17 protein-coding genes are annotated in these 17409 nt (G+C 57.2%); 12 read left to right on the plus strand and 5 right to left on the minus strand.

What is annotated here, in order from left to right; translation table 11 throughout:
• The first annotated feature begins 54 nt into the window (after positions 1-54).
• Positions 55-651, plus strand: a complete 597-nt coding sequence (gene slmA, locus KCG39_RS17775) for a nucleoid occlusion factor SlmA (protein ID WP_004137709.1) — start codon at positions 55-57, stop codon at positions 649-651.
• Positions 652-775: 124 nt separating this feature from the next.
• On the opposite strand, the gene pyrE is transcribed toward slmA, so the two are convergent.
• Together pyrE and rph are read right to left on the minus strand one after the other, a co-directional pair.
• Positions 776-1417 carry an orotate phosphoribosyltransferase gene (gene pyrE, locus KCG39_RS17780; RefSeq protein WP_142445864.1) on the minus strand — a complete coding sequence of 214 codons (642 nt, stop codon included), beginning with the start codon at positions 1415-1417 and terminating at the stop codon, positions 776-778.
• A gap of 65 nt (positions 1418-1482) precedes the next feature.
• Positions 1483-2199 carry a ribonuclease PH gene (gene rph / locus KCG39_RS17785; RefSeq protein WP_004106921.1) on the minus strand — a complete coding sequence of 239 codons (717 nt, stop codon included), beginning with the start codon at positions 2197-2199 and terminating at the stop codon, positions 1483-1485.
• A gap of 123 nt (positions 2200-2322) precedes the next feature.
• Between rph and KCG39_RS17790 the strand changes: the two genes are divergently transcribed.
• Complete coding sequence (locus tag KCG39_RS17790; protein ID WP_004126669.1) at positions 2323-3186, plus strand: YicC/YloC family endoribonuclease; 864 nt, start codon at positions 2323-2325, stop codon at positions 3184-3186.
• 73 nt (positions 3187-3259) lie between these two features.
• Here the strand turns inward: KCG39_RS17790 and KCG39_RS17795 are convergent, their stop codons facing one another.
• The gene (locus tag KCG39_RS17795) at positions 3260-4519 is read right to left on the minus strand and encodes a chloride channel protein (protein WP_139529940.1); all 1260 of its coding nucleotides are present in this window, start codon (positions 4517-4519) and stop codon (positions 3260-3262) included.
• Between the two features lie 274 nt (positions 4520-4793).
• On the opposite strand from KCG39_RS17795, the gene KCG39_RS17800 reads away from it, so the two are divergent.
• Positions 4794-5411 (plus strand): trimeric intracellular cation channel family protein, encoded by a 618-nt coding sequence (locus tag KCG39_RS17800; RefSeq protein ID WP_004126674.1) that lies wholly within the window; start codon positions 4794-4796, stop codon positions 5409-5411.
• A 5-nt stretch (positions 5412-5416) separates the two neighbouring features.
• On the opposite strand, the gene ligB is transcribed toward KCG39_RS17800, so the two are convergent.
• Complete coding sequence (gene ligB, locus KCG39_RS17805; protein WP_142468065.1) at positions 5417-7093, minus strand: NAD-dependent DNA ligase LigB; 1677 nt, start codon at positions 7091-7093, stop codon at positions 5417-5419.
• A 257-nt stretch (positions 7094-7350) separates the two neighbouring features.
• Here ligB and gmk point away from each other — a divergent pair, with 257 nt between their 5' ends.
• The 7 genes from gmk to fpr all read left to right on the plus strand — a co-directional run bounded on the left by gmk (position 7351) and on the right by fpr (position 15286).
• Complete coding sequence (gene gmk, locus KCG39_RS17810) at positions 7351-7974, plus strand: guanylate kinase (RefSeq protein ID WP_004126677.1); 624 nt, start codon at positions 7351-7353, stop codon at positions 7972-7974.
• Positions 7975-8028: 54 nt separating this feature from the next.
• A complete protein-coding gene (gene rpoZ, locus KCG39_RS17815) occupies positions 8029-8304 on the plus strand; it encodes a DNA-directed RNA polymerase subunit omega (RefSeq protein ID WP_004106927.1) in 276 nt (91 codons plus the stop codon).
• 18 nt (positions 8305-8322) lie between these two features.
• Positions 8323-10443 carry a bifunctional GTP diphosphokinase/guanosine-3',5'-bis pyrophosphate 3'-pyrophosphohydrolase gene (gene spoT, locus KCG39_RS17820; RefSeq protein WP_004126679.1) on the plus strand — a complete coding sequence of 707 codons (2121 nt, stop codon included), beginning with the start codon at positions 8323-8325 and terminating at the stop codon, positions 10441-10443.
• A 163-nt stretch (positions 10444-10606) separates the two neighbouring features.
• A complete protein-coding gene (gene trmH / locus KCG39_RS17825) occupies positions 10607-11296 on the plus strand; it encodes a tRNA (guanosine(18)-2'-O)-methyltransferase TrmH (RefSeq protein WP_004126682.1) in 690 nt (229 codons plus the stop codon).
• A 2-nt stretch (positions 11297-11298) separates the two neighbouring features.
• Positions 11299-13380 carry an ATP-dependent DNA helicase RecG gene (recG, locus tag KCG39_RS17830; RefSeq protein WP_004126685.1) on the plus strand — a complete coding sequence of 694 codons (2082 nt, stop codon included), beginning with the start codon at positions 11299-11301 and terminating at the stop codon, positions 13378-13380.
• A 53-nt stretch (positions 13381-13433) separates the two neighbouring features.
• On the plus strand, positions 13434-14444 hold the full coding sequence (glpX, locus tag KCG39_RS17835) for a class II fructose-bisphosphatase (RefSeq protein WP_004126688.1): 1011 nt from the start codon (positions 13434-13436) through the stop codon (positions 14442-14444).
• A 95-nt stretch (positions 14445-14539) separates the two neighbouring features.
• Entirely contained in the window at positions 14540-15286 is a 747-nt protein-coding gene (gene fpr, locus KCG39_RS17840) for a ferredoxin--NADP(+) reductase (RefSeq protein WP_004126692.1), read from the plus strand.
• On the opposite strand, the gene KCG39_RS17845 is transcribed toward fpr, so the two are convergent.
• A complete protein-coding gene (locus tag KCG39_RS17845) occupies positions 15287-15715 on the minus strand; it encodes a DUF805 domain-containing protein (protein WP_004126694.1) in 429 nt (142 codons plus the stop codon).
• A gap of 112 nt (positions 15716-15827) precedes the next feature.
• Here KCG39_RS17845 and KCG39_RS17850 point away from each other — a divergent pair, with 112 nt between their 5' ends.
• Positions 15828-16427 carry a DUF1454 family protein gene (locus tag KCG39_RS17850; protein ID WP_004126697.1) on the plus strand — a complete coding sequence of 200 codons (600 nt, stop codon included), beginning with the start codon at positions 15828-15830 and terminating at the stop codon, positions 16425-16427.
• 108 nt (positions 16428-16535) lie between these two features.
• Positions 16536-17303 (plus strand): triose-phosphate isomerase, encoded by a 768-nt coding sequence (gene tpiA / locus KCG39_RS17855; RefSeq protein WP_004126701.1) that lies wholly within the window; start codon positions 16536-16538, stop codon positions 17301-17303.
• Positions 17304-17409: the final 106 nt, after the last annotated feature.

Genomic DNA, 17409 nt, shown 5'->3' on the forward strand with positions numbered 1-17409 from the left:
TCGCTTTGTGGGTGCCTGCCTGACAAGTGCTTTTTTTCAGGGGTATTTTAAAACATGGCAGAAAAACAAACTGCGAAAAGGAATCGTCGCGAAGAAATACTTCAATCTCTGGCGCTAATGCTTGAATCCAGCGATGGAAGTCAGCGCATTACCACAGCGAAACTGGCGGCGTCCGTTGGCGTATCCGAAGCGGCTCTGTATCGGCATTTCCCGAGCAAGACCCGCATGTTTGATAGCCTGATTGAATTTATTGAAGACAGCCTGATTACGCGCATCAATTTGATTTTAAAAGATGAAAAAGACACTTCAGCGCGCCTGCGGCTGATTGTTCTGTTGATTCTTGGGTTTGGCGAGCGTAATCCTGGGCTGACACGAATTCTGACCGGCCATGCGCTGATGTTTGAACAGGACCGGCTTCAGGGCCGTATCAATCAGCTGTTCGAGCGTATTGAAGTTCAGCTGCGTCAGGTGATGCGGGAAAAGAAAATGCGCGAAGGCGAAGGCTTTACCGTCGATGAGGCCCTGCTGGCCAGCCAGCTATTGGCCTTCTGCGAAGGGATGCTGTCGCGCTTTGTGCGCAGCGAATTTAAATATCGCCCGACGGACGATTTTGACGCCCGCTGGCCGCTGGTCGCCGCCCAGCTGAAGTAATTATCGCCTGTCTCTATGCAGCCAGAAAGGCTGCATCTCTTCCCACAGGAACGTGATCCGCGTTGATATCCTGCAGCTCTCAGCGTAGCGGCTTGAATCAGCCCGGCGCCTGCCGGGCTGCGGTTTATACGCCGTACGCTTCGCGATAGGCGCGAACGGACGCCAGGTGTTTAGCCATTTCCGGTTTCTCTTCCAGATAGCTAATCAGGTCTTTCAGCGTCACGATGGAAATCACTTTACAGCCGTAGTCGCGCTCAACTTCCTGAATCGCGGAGATTTCGCCGCGTCCGCGTTCCTGACGATCCAGAGAGATCAGTACGCCGGCCAGCTCAGCACCGTTGGCCTGAATAATTTCCATCGATTCCCGAATCGCGGTGCCTGCGGTAATCACATCATCCACCAGCATCACGCGGCCCTGCAGCGCGCTCCCCACCAGGTTTCCACCCTCGCCGTGAGTCTTTGCCTCTTTGCGGTTAAAGCAGTAAGGCAGATCGCGGTCATGGTGTTCCGCCAGCGCGACCGCCGTGGTCGTGGCAATCGGAATGCCTTTATAGGCCGGGCCAAACAGCAGGTCAAAATCAATCCCGGAATCCACCAGCGCTTCGGCATAAAAACGGCCTAACAGAGCCAGATCGCGCCCGGTATTAAACAGGCCGGCGTTGAAGAAATAGGGGCTCTTGCGCCCGGATTTCAGCGTAAATTCGCCAAACTTAAGTACCTGCTTGTTAAGCGCAAACTCAATAAACTGGCGCTGATACGGTTTCATGGATTCGCTCCTCATCTTACTTTTCTACGGACAAAAAAAAGGCGACTTCTCAGTCGCCTTAAAAACTAGTTTTGCAACGCCGCTTTCTGCGTCGTGACAATGGATTCGATACCCCCCCGGGCCAATGCCAGCAGGGTGAGGAGTTCTTCATGGGTGAACGGCTCGCCTTCCGCCGTTCCCTGCACCTCAATGATGCGGCCATCTTCGGTCATCACCACGTTCATATCGGTTTCCGCCGCGGAATCTTCAACGTATTCCAGATCGCAAATCGCTTCGCCATTCACGATACCCACGGAGACCGCCGCCACCATTCCCTTCATCGGGTTGGTTTTCAGCTTACCGGCCGCGACCAGCTTATTCAGCGCATCGGCCAGCGCCACGCAGGCTCCGGTGATAGACGCGGTACGGGTGCCGCCGTCTGCCTGCAGCACGTCGCAGTCCAGCGTGATGGTGAACTCACCCAGCGCTTTCAGGTCAACTGCAGCGCGTAGCGCACGCGCGATCAGGCGCTGGATTTCCATGGTGCGTCCGCCCTGCTTACCTTTTGCGGCTTCACGCGCGTTACGCGTGTGGGTAGAACGCGGCAGCATGCCGTATTCAGCGGTGATCCACCCCTGGCCCTGGCCTTTCAGAAAGCGCGGCACGCCTTCATCAATAGAAGCGGTGCACAATACTTTCGTGTCACCAAATTCGACCAGCACGGAGCCTTCTGCGTGTTTTGTGTAGTTACGGGTCAGGGTTACTGGGCGCACTTGATTAGCGCTACGGCCTGCTGGACGCATGGTGTTCTCCGGCTTGAAACGAATGTGGCTGCGCATTATACGGATAATGCGCGCTTATTCCTATCCTGATAAGGCCTCGAAAGCTATAATCCACCCCACTCTCCTTTAAAAACAGGAACGTCTATGATCCGCAGTATGACCGCCTACGCCCGGCGTGAAATCAAGGGTGAATGGGGTAGCGCCGCGTGGGAACTGCGCTCGGTAAACCAACGATATCTGGAAACCTACTTCCGCCTGCCGGAGCAGTTCCGTAGCCTGGAGCCCGTGGTGCGGGAACGTATTCGTTCCCGTCTGACCCGCGGTAAAGTCGAATGTACCCTGCGTTTTGAGCAGGACCCGAGCGCGCAGGGCGAGCTGATCCTCAACGAGAAACTGGCAAAGCAGCTGGTTAACGCCGCCAACTGGGTCAAAATGCAGAGCGACGAAGGCGAAATCAATCCAGTCGATATTCTGCGCTGGCCGGGCGTAATGTCAGCTCATGAGCAGGATCTGGACGCCATTGCCGCCGAAATCCTGGGCGCGTTAAACGGCGCGCTGGATGACTTTATCGTCGCCCGCGAAACCGAAGGCCAGGCGCTGAAAGCGCTGATCGAACAGCGTCTCGACGGCGTGACGGCCGAAGTGGCTAAAGTGCGCGCCCATATGCCGGAAATTTTACAGTGGCAACGCGAGCGTCTGGTTGCCAAGCTGGAAGATGCGGAAGTGCAGCTGGAAAACAACCGCCTCGAGCAGGAGCTGGTGCTGATGGCGCAGCGTATAGACGTCGCCGAAGAGCTGGATCGTCTGGAAGCACACGTGAAAGAAACGTGGAATATCCTGAAGAAGAAAGAAGCGGTCGGTCGCCGTCTCGACTTTATGATGCAAGAGTTCAACCGCGAGTCGAACACCCTGGCGTCTAAATCAATCAATGCCGAAGTGACGAACTCCGCCATTGAGCTGAAAGTGCTGATCGAACAAATGCGCGAGCAGATCCAGAACATCGAGTAACGGTTCCCCGCCCGCCACATCACGCTCAGACAAAAGGCCATGGTAAATCATGGCCTTTTATTTTCGCTGCGTTTCAGAAGCCATAGTTTTTGTCCAATATCCGGCAGGTTAAAAATGCCCCTGCGGCGCACAGCAGCGTAGGTGCCAGATAGCTGTGATCCATGTGGGTGAACTCCATCACCAGCGCGACCGCTGTGAGCGGCATCTGCATGGATGCGGCGAGAAACGCCGCCGCGCCGACGAGAGCAAAACTGCCGTAATCTCCGCCGGGAAGCAGCTGTTGCCAGAGCATACACAGCAGCAGGCTGGTCAGGCCGCCGACCGCCAGCCCCGGCGTCAGCAGGCCGCCTTCCGCGCCGCCGCGCAGCACCGCCAGAATCACCACCATTTTGAGCGCCAGCAGCATCGCCGCCCCGGGGAAACCCAGTTCATCGTTGAGAGCCAGCTGCATAGGTCCTTTACCGTTTCCCGGAAGCTGGGGGAAATAGAGGCTGAGGACGGCGAGCAGAGAAAACGCCAGTAGACAGAAAACCGGCATCTGCCAGTTGCTTCGGACCCGCGAGCGCGCCGTGCTGGTCGCTTTGCGGAAGAGCCAGGCCCCGGCGCCAAGAATGGGGCCGGCGATAATTGCCCACCAGAGAAATGAATGCGGCAGGATGTCGGAAGCAAAATGGTATTGCGATTCCTCGCCTAACCCGAGCGTTGCCGTCCACGCGGCAATCGCCGAGGTAATCATCGCCGCCAGCGTTTTTTCCCAGCTAAACGACAGCAGCATGACCTCAAGGCTGAATAACGCACCGGCCAGCGGGACGTTATACACCGCCGCCAGGCCCGCACCGGCGCCGCAGGCAACCAGCGTTCGGGTTTCATCCGCCGTCAGCCCCAGCTTACGCGCCACCATCCCCGCTCCCAGCGCGCCCATTTCCCGGGGAGCCACTTCGCGACCAAGCGGAGAACCCAGCGCCACGGTGACAATCTGCAACAGGGCATGAATCGTTGTGGTACCCGCAGGCATTGGCACGGAAGGATTCGCCACCGCTGACGCTATTGAGACTCGCTTCTGCCCATAGCGCCCAAGGAGCCACCAGCCAAATCCTGCGATGGCTCCCCCCGCCACAATGGCCGAGATGCGACGAGGCCAGGATGAATCCGTGACGCCCTGTAAAAATGACTCCGCGCTCACGATCTGCCCGGGGCTGTAGCCAAAGGCCAGGTGCTGAATCGCGTGTAAAATCAGCGCCAGAACCATGCCTGATAGACCGGCAAGCAGCCCCGTCAGCACAACGGCAATCAGGCGGGTGAGATAGTTTTTATTGCCAGCTGCTGCAGTCATTTTCTCAGGCCTTGAAGGAGGAAAATAAAAGGATAAAGGTTGAGAGTTAAACAACAGGTATTCATCGCGTTTTCAATACCGATACGCATCGACGGCTTTCACATTACTTTTTATAATCAATAAAAATGAATAAATGATAAATAAACCGTTAACTTCAGCCAATTTAAATCTATCGTGCATTAGTTTAATCAGGTTAAACGCATTCACTTTAGAAAATCTCAATCGTGATCCTGAGCACAAATTGTTAACCTTCCGCCATCACCGTGGGGGATTTATGCTGCTTCATATTCTTTATCTGATTGGGATTACGGCGGAAGCCATGACCGGCGCGCTGGCTGCCGGACGCCGCCGTATGGATACGTTTGGCGTCATTATTATTGCCACCGCGACGGCTCTCGGAGGCGGTTCAGTGCGCGATATTTTGCTTGGCCACTACCCGCTGGGCTGGGTGCAGCACCCTGAATACGTGATTATTGTCGCCGTCGCCGCGGTCCTGACCACGATTGCCGCGCCGGTGATGCCGCATCTGCGCCGTCTGTTTCTGGTGCTTGATGCGCTCGGCCTGATCGTGTTTTCTATCATTGGCGCCCAGATCGCGCTGGATATGGGCCAGGGCCCGGTCATCGCCTCCATTGCCGCCGTGATCACCGGCGTCTTTGGCGGCGTGCTGCGCGATATGTTCTGCAAGCGCATCCCGCTGGTGTTCCAGAAAGAGCTGTACGCCGGGGTATCATTCGCCGCCGCGGTGCTTTATATCGCGCTCCAGCATTACGTCAGCAATCACGATGTGGTGGTTATCTCCACCCTGCTGTTCGGCTTTACCGCCCGCATGCTGGCGCTGCGCTGGAAGCTGGGCCTGCCGGTGTTTAATTACAACCATAGCGCACATTAGTGCTTTCAGAATCCCGGAACGTGTTGCCCGCTTAGCCACTTCGCTAGCGCGGCGACATCCGGATGATGCAAGAACGTCACCAGCTGCCGCGCCCGTTCTTCCCCGATGCCCGGCAGGCGTCGCCACTGCTCTTCGTTGCGATCCTGCATCTGTCGCCAGTCATCCTCCTTCAGCCCGGCAAATGCCGTCTTCGGTATGGGCACGCCGATTGCCTGTATCCAGCGCAGGAAAGGCCGTTCGCGCGCAAGATTGAACTGATGCCACAGCCGCTGCCCACGCTGTGCAGAGATGCCCGGGATGGATTGCAGCCGCTCCGGCGTAAACGCCAGCCATGAGAAGAGATGCTCCATGCCGCGCGCATCATGCAGGGACCGCCACAGCGTTTCCCCCGCGCCGTCAATATCGAGAACCGATCGGGATGAGAGCCAGACCAGCCGCGAGAGAAACTGCTCCGCGCACTCTGGGGTGGCGAAATAGCAGGTTAAGGCATTGAAACGCGCCGCCGGTGGCTGGGGTTTATTACGCTGAGCCGTGCGCCAGACGACCGAATCGATGCGCGGTATCCCCTGCCCGGCAAGGCTGATTTGCAGCTGATCGCCAATACCGATGTCCAGATTGTGCCAGCGGGATACCGAGCCGATGTTCACCCGCTGCACGCGCTTATCGTCCAGCAGCTGCGGCTCCAGGAGCGCCACCACGGCTATTTTACCGCTACGACCGGTGCTGAAGCTGATACCGCGAACCTCCATAACCCGCGAGGCAGGCGGATATTTCCAGGCGATAACCCAATCGCCCTGACCCGGCGCCCAGAAACGCCCGGGGGACTCTTTCGCCCGCCGCACCACAACGCCATCGGTGGCAAAAGGCAGCGGTGAAGTTAACCAACGCTGGCGCCACCGTTCAACCTGCTGCGCATCCGCGACAGGATGCGAAAAAAGCGCGCTGTAAAGAAAGCCGCCCTGCCGCAGCAGCGCCAGCCGCTGTTCCATATCCTCTGGACCATCTGGCCACGCCCAGATAAAGATGCCCAGCCTATCAAGCTCCGCTTGCGCCTCCTGTCGCATCATCATGCCGGCTACTTTTGCCCGCGCGTTCATGCCGCCCATTCGCTTTTGCACATGCCCCTCGCGGAGCAGGAACAGCTCGCCTTGCAGCACGCTATTCGCGAGTAAGCCATCAGAAGTTTTAGGAACGGAGGGGATCTGCAAGACCCTGGCCGTCCAGTCTTCTCCGGTCAAGCCGTTACCCCGGCTTATCGCCTGCGTCAAACGCCCTTGCCGATATACGAGCGTGACCGCGACGCCATCGACTTTCGGCTGTACCCACAGGCTGGACTGGCCGCGCATCCAGCGCGCCACGTCGGCTTGATTCGCCAGTTTACGCACGCCGGTGTGCGCTACCGGATGTCTGATATCTCCCCTTAGCGACGGAAGCGCAAAGCGAGCGGGGGTCTCGCTGGCGAAGCAGCGCTGCCAGTATGCCAGCCGCGCCGCAAGCTGGTCATAGACTTCATCGCTTACCGTACTGCTCCCCTGCTGCCAGTAGGCGTTATTCCATTCAGTTATCCGCTGACCAAGACGTTCGATTTCCTGTTCAGCCCTGGCCTGCGGCCACGCGGGGCAGGCTGCCTGCCCGTATCCCACCAGCATCCACAGCACCAGCGCCCAGACTCCTTTTTGCATCGCGATGCCCTCCTGTTTTCTCACCGTGGATTGTGCCGCAGGCTTATTTTCATCGGCGAGAGGGGATTTTTAACGCTGCGAGCATGCTTCCGGCTTTTCTGCGTTGTTTCTGCAACGCACGGAGAAATCAGGAAAACAGCAAGCAAAATGAAAGAAAGAACGCAAAAAGTGTGACAGGGACTGCGTCACGCTGCGCCGCCGTGTATAATAGGCTCGTATGTAAGCTCTATTTCGACCATCACATACAAAAGACACTCATGGCTCAAGGCACGCTTTATATTGTTTCCGCCCCTAGCGGCGCGGGTAAATCCAGCCTGATTCAGGCTTTATTAAAAACCCAACCGTTGTACGACTCTCAGGTTTCTGTTTCGCATACCACACGCGCTCCGCGTCCGGGTGAAGTGCACGGTGAACACTATTTCTTTGTGAATCACGACGAATTCAGAACGATGATTGGCAGAGACGCTTTTCTTGAACATGCAGAAGTCTTTGGCAACTATTACGGCACCTCGCGCGAAGCTATCGAGCAGGTACTGGCGACCGGCGTCGACGTCTTCCTTGATATCGACTGGCAGGGCGCGCAGCAAATCCGCAACAGAATGCCCGGCGCGCGCAGTATTTTTATTCTGCCGCCGTCAAAAGATGAGCTTGATCGTCGCCTGCGCGGCCGCGGTCAGGATAGCGAAGAGGTTATCGCGAAACGTATGGCGCAGGCAGTTGCAGAAATGAGCCATTACGCGGAATATGATTACCTGATTGTGAATGATGATTTTGATACCGCGCTGAGCGATCTGAAAATTATTATTCGCGCCGAACGTCTGCGCATGAGCCGCCAAAAGCAGCGACATGGCGCTTTAATCACCAAACTGTTGGCAGACTGAACCCACATTCAGTATTATGCCCAGTCATTTCTTCACCTGTGGAGCATTTTAAGTATGGCACGCGTAACTGTTCAGGACGCTGTAGAGAAAATTGGTAACCGTTTTGACCTGGTGCTGGTCGCCGCGCGTCGCGCTCGTCAGATGCAGGTAGGCGGAAAGGATCCGCTGGTACCGGAAGAAAACGATAAAACTACCGTTATCGCACTGCGCGAAATCGAAGAGGGTTTGATCAACAATAAGATCCTCGACGTTCGTGAGCGCCAGGAACAGCAAGAGCAGGAAGCCGCTGAATTACAAGCCGTTACCGCTATTGCTGAAGGTCGTCGTTAATCACACTGCGGGTCGCCCTTGTATCTGTTTGAAAGCCTGAATCAGCTGATTCAAAACTACCTGCCCGAAGAGCAAATTAAACGTCTTCGGCAGGCTTATCTCGTTGCACGTGACGCTCACGAGGGCCAGACACGTTCAAGCGGTGAACCCTATATCACGCACCCGGTAGCGGTAGCCTGTATCCTGGCCGAGATGAAACTCGACCACGAAACGCTGATGGCCGCTCTGCTGCACGACGTGATAGAAGATACCCCCGCCACCTACCAGGACATGGAACAGCTTTTTGGTAAAAGCGTTGCTGAACTGGTAGAGGGGGTATCAAAACTTGATAAGCTTAAGTTTCGCGACAAAAAAGAGGCCCAGGCCGAAAACTTTCGCAAAATGATTATGGCGATGGTGCAGGATATCCGCGTCATCCTTATCAAGCTTGCTGACCGCACCCATAACATGCGTACGCTGGGCTCATTGCGCCCGGATAAGCGTCGCCGCATCGCCCGCGAAACGCTGGAAATCTACAGCCCTCTGGCGCACCGTTTAGGTATTCATCACATCAAAACCGAGCTCGAAGAGCTGGGCTTTGAGGCGCTGTATCCTAACCGCTACCGCGTCATTAAAGAGGTGGTCAAAGCGGCGCGCGGTAACCGTAAAGAGATGATTCAAAAGATCCTCTCCGAAATCGAAGGGCGCCTGCAGGAAGCGGGAATTCCCTGTCGCGTAAGCGGCCGTGAAAAGCATTTGTACTCCATCTACTGCAAGATGGTGCTCAAAGAGCAGCGTTTTCACTCGATTATGGATATCTACGCCTTCCGCGTGATTGTCCATGATTCTGACACCTGCTATCGCGTGCTAGGCCAGATGCACAGCCTTTACAAGCCGCGTCCGGGTCGCGTCAAAGACTACATTGCCATTCCAAAGGCGAACGGCTATCAATCTTTGCACACCTCGATGATCGGCCCGCACGGCGTCCCGGTTGAGGTACAAATTCGTACCGAAGACATGGACCAGATGGCGGAAATGGGGGTTGCGGCGCACTGGGCTTATAAAGAGCACGGCGGCGAGAGCAGCACCACGGCGCAAATCCGCGCCCAGCGCTGGATGCAGAGCCTGCTGGAGCTTCAGCAGAGCGCCGGTAGTTCATTTGAATTCATTGAGAGCGTGAAATCCGATCTGTTCCCGGATGAGATTTACGTTTTCACCCCGGAAGGGCGCATTGTCGAACTGCCCGCTGGCGCGACGCCGGTGGACTTCGCCTACGCGGTGCATACCGATATCGGCCATGCCTGCGTCGGCGCGCGCGTCGACCGCCAGCCCTATCCGCTATCGCAGTCGCTCTCCAGCGGCCAAACGGTGGAAATCATCACCGCGCCGGGCGCACGCCCGAACGCCGCGTGGCTGAACTTTGTCGTCAGCTCGAAAGCGCGCGCCAAAATTCGCCAGCTGCTGAAAAACCTCAAGCGCGACGATTCCGTTAGCCTCGGACGCCGCCTGCTCAACCACGCCCTCGGCGGTAGCCGTAAGCTGGCGGAGATTCCGCCAGAGAATATTCAGCGTGAAATTGAGCGCATGAAGCTGACCACGCTTGACGATCTGCTGGCCGAAATCGGCCTCGGCAACGCCATGAGCGTCGTGGTGGCCAAAAACCTACAGCAGGGTGAAACTACCGCCGTGCCTGTACAGCCGGCGCCTGTCGGCCATAACCATCTGCCGATTAAAGGCGCGGATGGCGTGCTGATCACCTTTGCCAAATGCTGCCGTCCGATCCCCGGCGACCCGATTATTGCGCACGTTAGTCCGGGCAAAGGCCTGGTCATCCACCATGAGTCCTGTCGTAACATTCGCGGCTATCAGAAAGAGCCGGAGAAATTTATGGCGGTCGAGTGGGACAAAGAGACGGCGCAGGAATTTATCACCGAAATCAAGGTGGACATGTTCAACCATCAGGGTGCCCTGGCGAATCTTACCGCCGCGATCAACACCGCCTCTTCCAATATCCAAAGCCTGAATACGGAAGAGAAAGATGGCCGCGTTTACAGCGCCTTTATTCGCCTCACCGCGCGCGACCGCGTGCATCTGGCGAATATTATGCGCAAAATTCGCGTCATGCCGGATGTGATAAAAGTCACCCGTAACCGAAACTAGCTCTGACACAAAATCATTCGAATTGCATCAAGGCGGCAAGCGAATGACAAATCTGCCGGGAGCGGATTTGAACGCTGCTTACAGCAGCCCCGCAAGGGGCGAGGCCCAGGGATGGGCCGAGTAATCTGCGGCGATTAAAGAGTCATTCGAAGGATGAAGTGTAATGAATTTACAGCGTTATGCGCGTATCTGCGAGATGCTCGCCAGGCGTCAGCCTGACCTGACGGTCTGCATGGAGCAGGTCCACAAACCTCATAACGTCTCTGCGGTCATTCGTACGGCTGACGCCGTTGGCGTGCATGAAGTGCACGCCATCTGGCCGGGCAGCCGTATGCGTACCATGGCCTCTGCGGCGGCCGGCAGCAATAGCTGGGTGCAGGTTAAAACCCACCGTACTATTGGCGAGGCCGTCACGCATTTAAAAGGCCAGGGAATGCAGATCCTGGCGACCCATCTCTCTGATAAAGCCGTTGATTTCCGTGAAATCGACTATACCCGCCCTACCTGTATCCTGATGGGGCAGGAGAAAACCGGCATTACGCAGGAAGCGTTAGACCTGGCGGACCAGGACATCATCATTCCAATGATTGGCATGGTGCAGTCGCTGAACGTTTCCGTCGCCTCAGCGCTTATCCTCTATGAAGCTCAGCGCCAGCGGCAGAACGCCGGCATGTACCAGCGCGAGAACAGCATGCTGCCGGAAGAAGACCAGCAGCGCCTGCTGTTTGAGGGCGGCTATCCGGTGCTGGCGAGGGTCGCAAAACGCAAAGGTCTCCCCTACCCCCACATCAACGAGCAGGGTGAAGTCGAAGCCGATGCCGCGTGGTGGGCCACCATGCAGGCGGCGAAGTAATCATGCAGGGCCGTCTGCTGGATGCGGTGCCGCTCAACTCCCTGACGGGCGTTGGCGCGGCCCAGAGTAGTAAACTGGCAAAGATTGGCCTGCATACGGTACAGGATCTGCTCCTGCACCTGCCGCTACGCTACGAAGACCGCACCCATCTGTATCAAATCGGCGAACTGCTGCCCGGCGTTTACGCCACCGTTGAAGGCGAAGTTCTCAACTGCAATATCACTTTCGGCGGCCGCCGGATGATGACCTGCCAGATAAGCGACGGTTCCGGCATCCTCACCATGCGCTTTTTTAACTTCAGCGCGGCGATGAAAAACAGCCTGGCAACCGGGCGCCGCGTACTGGCCTACGGCGAAGCGAAGCGCGGTAAGCACGGAGCGGAGATGATCCACCCGGAATATCGGGTTCAGGGCGACATGAGTACGCCTGATTTACAGGAAACGCTGACCCCGGTTTATCCCACCACCGAAGGCATCAAGCAGGCTACGCTGCGCAAGCTCACTGACCAGGCGCTTGAGCTGCTTGAAACCTGCGCTATCGCCGAGCTGCTGCCGCCGGAGTTGGCCCAGGGGATGATGAGCCTGCCGGACGCCTTACGCACCCTGCATCGCCCGCCGCCCACGTTACAGCTTGGCGAGCTGGAAAGCGGTAAACATCCAGCCCAGCGGCGCTTAATTCTGGAAGAGCTGCTGGCGCATAACCTCAGCATGCTGGCGCTGCGGGCAGGCGCCCAGCGCTATCACGCCCTCGCGCTTAGCGCTAACGACACGTTAAAAGACAAGCTGCTGGCCTCCCTCCCCTTTACGCCGACCGGCGCGCAAGCGCGCGTGACGGCTGAAATCGAGCGCGATATGGCGCTGGACGTGCCGATGATGCGTCTGGTGCAGGGTGACGTGGGTTCCGGTAAAACCCTGGTTGCCGCGCTTGCCGCCCTGCGCGCCATCGCCCACGGCAAACAGGTGGCGCTGATGGCACCGACCGAGCTGCTGGCTGAACAGCACGCCAATAATTTCCGCAGCTGGTTCGAACCGCTGGGCGTTGAGGTTGGCTGGCTGGCGGGCAAACAAAAAGGCAAAGCGCGCCTGGCGCAGCAGGAGGCTATCGCCAGCGGACAGGTGCAGATGATTGTCGGGACCCACGCCATCTTTCAGGAGCAGGTCCAGTTTAACGGCCTCGCGTTGGTGATTATCGACGAACAGCACCGTTTTGGCGTCCATCAGCGGCTGGCGCTGTGGGAAAAAGGCCAACAGCAGGGTTTTCACCCGCACCAGCTGATTATGACCGCCACGCCGATTCCACGAACCCTGGCGATGACCGCTTATGCCGATCTCGACACCTCGGTCATCGATGAACTGCCGCCGGGCCGTACGCCGGTCACTACGGTGGCTATTCCGGATACCCGCCGCAGCGATATTATTGACCGCGTGCGCAACGCCTGCACCCACGAAGGTCGTCAGGCCTACTGGGTCTGTACGCTGATTGAAGAGTCGGATCTGCTGGAAGCCCAGGCGGCGGAAGCCACCTGGGAAGAGCTGAAGCTCGCGCTGCCGGAGCTGAATATCGGCCTGGTGCACGGGCGCATGAAGTCCGCCGAGAAGCAGGCGGTGATGAGCGCATTCAAGCAGGGCGAGCTGCATCTGCTGGTCGCCACCACGGTGATTGAAGTCGGTGTGGACGTGCCCAACTCCAGTCTGATGATCATCGAAAACCCGGAGCGTCTGGGCCTGGCTCAACTGCACCAGCTCAGAGGCCGCGTCGGGCGCGGCGCGGTAGCTTCCCACTGCGTGCTACTCTACAAATCGCCGCTTTCAAAAACCGCCCAGAAGCGCCTGCAGGTTCTGCGCGATAGCAACGACGGTTTCGTCATCGCCCAAAAAGACCTGGAAATTCGCGGTCCCGGCGAGCTGCTTGGCACCCGTCAGACCGGCAATGCTGAATTTAAAGTTGCGGACTTATTGCGCGATCAGGCCATGATCCCGGAAGTTCAGCGCATCGCCCGCCATATTCACGAACGCTATCCCCAGCAGGCCCAGGCCCTGATTGAGCGCTGGATGCCGGAAACCGAACGCTATTCCAACGCGTAGCGCGAACGTCATCTCGCCACGCTGCGCATAATTTTTATTCAGATGAGTGGATTATGAAACGAGAACTGGCCATCGAATTTTCGCGCGTCACCGAAGCCGCCGCGCTGGCAGGCTACAAGTGGTTAGGCCGTGGTGATAAAAACACCGCCGACGGCGCCGCCGTCAACGCCATGCGTATTATGCTCAACCTGATCAACATCGACGGCACCATCGTGATTGGCGAAGGCGAAATCGACGAAGCGCCGATGCTGTACATCGGCGAGCGCGTCGGTACCGGCCACGGCGATGCGGTAGATATCGCTGTCGATCCCATCGAAGGCACCCGCATGACGGCGATGGGCCAGGCGAACGCGCTGGCGGTCATGGCGGTAGGCGATAAGGGCTGCTTCCTGAACGCGCCGGATATGTACATGGAAAAGCTGATCGTCGGCCCAGGGGCGAAAGGCACCATCGATATGAACCTGCCGCTGGCGGAGAACCTGCATAATATCGCCCGCGCGCTGAATAAGCCGCTGAGCGAATTAACGGTCACCATCTTAGCCAAGCCGCGCCATGATAAGGTCATTGTTGAGCTGCAAAAGTTGGGCGTGCGCGTGTTTGCTATCCCCGACGGCGACGTTGCCGCCTCTATTCTGACCTGTATGCCGGACAGCGAAGTTGACGTTATGTACGGTATCGGCGGCGCGCCGGAGGGCGTCGTTTCCGCAGCGGTGATCCGCGCGCTGGACGGCGATATGAACGGCCGTCTGCTGGCGCGTCACCACGTGAAGGGCGACAGCGAAGAGAACCGCCGCATCGGCGAAAACGAGCTGGAACGCTGCAAAGCAATGGGCATTGAAGCAGGCAAAGTGCTGCGCCTGGACGATATGGCGCGCAGCGACAACGTCGTTTTCTCAGCGACCGGCATCACCAAAGGCGATCTGCTGGACGGTATCACCCGTAAAGGCAATATGGCCACCACCGAAACTCTGCTGATCCGCGGCAAATCCCGCACAATTCGCCGTATTCAGTCGATTCATTATCTCGATCGCAAAGATCCGGATATCCAGCTGCACATCCTGTAAAACATTTGATCAATAGAGCTTTCCAGCCTTTTCGGGCTGGAAATCTGCTCTCGTCGCGGTGAAGATACGCTAACAGGATTGAGAGGAGAGACGCTATGGCCAACTGGGTTACAGGTAAAGTGGTAAAAGTACAAAACTGGACTGATGCACTGTTTAGCCTCACCGTTCACGCACCGGTTGCGCCGTTTACCGCAGGTCAGTTTGCCAAGCTAGGCCTGGACATTGACGGTGAACGCGTGCAGCGCGCCTATTCCTACGTCAACGCCCCCGGTAATCCCGATCTTGAGTTCTACCTGGTGACGGTTCCGGAGGGCAAGCTCAGCCCGCGGCTGGCGGCACTGAAGCCGGGCGACGAAGTGCAGATTGTCAGCGAAGCCGCTGGTTTCTTTGTCCTGGAAGAGGTACCCGATTGCGACACGCTATGGATGCTCGCCACCGGCACAGCCATTGGCCCGTACCTGTCGATTCTCGAAGAAGGGAAAGACCTGGATCGTTTTAAAAACCTGGTACTGGTGCACGCCGCGCGTTATGCCGCCGATCTCAGCTATCTGCCGCAGATGCAGGCGCTGGAAGCGCGCTATGCGGGCAAGCTGCGCATCCAGTCAGTCGTCAGTCGGGAAACCGCGCCGGGCATGCTCACGGGGCGCATCCCGTTCCTGATTGAGACCGGCGCGCTGGAAGAGGCCGTCGGCCTGCCGATGAACGCCGAGAGCAGCCACGTTATGCTGTGCGGTAACCCGCAGATGGTGCGCGACACCCAGCAGCTACTGAAAGAGACCCGGCAGATGAGCAAGCACCTGCGTCGCCGACCGGGTCATATGACAGCCGAACACTATTGGTAATCAGGATTCCGCTTTCCAGCGTACGTCCAGCGTCTCTTTACCAAACTTATTCGCGCCCTGGGTGCCGACAAACGCGCCCAGGTCGATCAGCATCATGACGATAATCAGCGTCGGTATAAACCGCCCGACGCCCCACTGCCAGACCCCAGGCAGCATTGACCAGTTGCCCGCCAGCAGCATCCACGCCAGAATCATTAGCAGCGCCCAGAGACCGGATTTACCCCGATCGTGCAGGCGTTTAATGGTCACCGCCGCCGTCGGCCACAGCAAGCACACCAGAATAAAAGCCGCCGTCTGTAAATTAAGAAGATTACTGCCAGCCAGCGTGAACAGCGCGCTCATGGTCATTATCCAGATAGCGATCCAGATCCAGAAGTCGCGACGTCCAATCCGCCCTTTAATTGAGAATAGCCACTGCTGTAGGGTCATATTTTATTCCTTATCATCATCACCGACGTAGTTTACCCTGAAGGCGTGACTTTTTGACAAGCGTGACGGTTCTCGTTTTAATCGTCAGCAGATAAAAAAAGGGAAGATGGGCATGAAGAAGTGGGCAACCTTATGTTTGATTGGGCTGGCGGCGTTATCCGTTGGCCAAAAGGCGTTGTCCGCCGAGTCAGACGCCGGTGCTACGGCACCCTATCTTCTCTCCGGCGCGCCGGTCTTTGATATTTCCATCAGCGAGTTTCGGGAAAAATTCAATCGCGATAACCCGAAGCTAACGCTCAATGAATTTCGCGCCGTCGCCGCCAGCAAAGACCAGGCGAACCTGACCCGCGCCGCCACCAAGATCAATGAGAACCTCTACGCGTCGACCGCGCTTGAACGTGGAACCCTCAAAATTAAATCGATGCAAATAACCTGGCTACCGATTCAGGGGCCGCAGCAGAAAGCGGCGAAAGCCAGGGCTCAGGAGTATATGAGCGCCGTGATGCGCGCTTTTGTGCCCACCCTGAGCCAGACGCAAAGCCAGCAAAAATTGCAAAAATTGCTGACCGCCGGAAAAGGTAAACGTTACTTCAGCGAAACCGAAGGCGCGGTACGCTATGTGGTGGCGGACAACGGCGAAAAGGGGCTGACCTTCGCTGTTGAACCGATTAAGCTGGCGCTATCTGAAACGCTGGAAAACAACAATAAATGACAAAAAGCAAAGCCTTTCCAGTGATGAATCTCTATACTGTTTCACAGACCATGCTGCCCTCGGGGGCGGCTATATTCCTTAATTCGCTTTGAAGCGTGGAGAATAAAAATGCGACATCCTTTAGTGATGGGTAACTGGAAACTGAACGGCAGCCGCCACATGGTAAACGAACTGGTCGCGAACCTGCGTACCGAACTGGCTGGCGTGACCGGCTGTGCAGTTGCAATTGCTCCGCCTGAAATGTACATCGACCTGGCGAAACAAGCCGCTGCCGGCAGCCACATTCACCTGGGCGCGCAGAACGTTGACCTGAACCTGTCCGGCGCATTCACCGGCGAAACCTCTGCTGAAATGCTGAAAGACATCGGCGCTCAGTACATCATCATCGGCCACTCCGAGCGTCGTACCTACCATAAAGAGTCCGACGAGCTCATCGCTAAAAAATTCGCGGTTCTGAAAGAGCAGGGTCTGATCCCGGTTCTGTGCATCGGTGAAACCGAAGCGGAAAACGAAGCGGGCAAAACGGAAGAAGTGTGCGCCCGTCAAATCGACGCCGTTCTGAAAACTCAGGGCGCGGCGGCCTTCGAAGGCGTGGTTATCGCTTACGAACCCGTATGGGCGATCGGTACCGGCAAATCCGCTACCCCGGCTCAGGCTCAGGCAGTACACAAATTTATTCGCGACCACATCGCGAAAGCCGATGCGAAAGTGGCTGAACAAGTGATCATCCAGTACGGCGGTTCCGTTAACGCGGGCAACGCAGCAGAGCTGTTTACCCAGCCGGACATCGACGGCGCGCTGGTTGGCGGCGCATCCCTGAAAGCTGACGCTTTCGCGGTGATCGTTAAAGCAGCAGAAGCCGCGAAAAAAGCGTAATTCGCTTTAAAGGCTATCCCGGTCGCGCTTCGCAACCGGGGCTACTGACCAGAAATCTGCAATATTTGTAGCCCGGCTCAGCGCAGCGCAAGCCGGGTTTTTTACA

This window comes from Klebsiella pasteurii, from assembly GCF_018139045.1.
Lineage (GTDB): Bacteria > Pseudomonadota > Gammaproteobacteria > Enterobacterales > Enterobacteriaceae > Klebsiella > Klebsiella grimontii.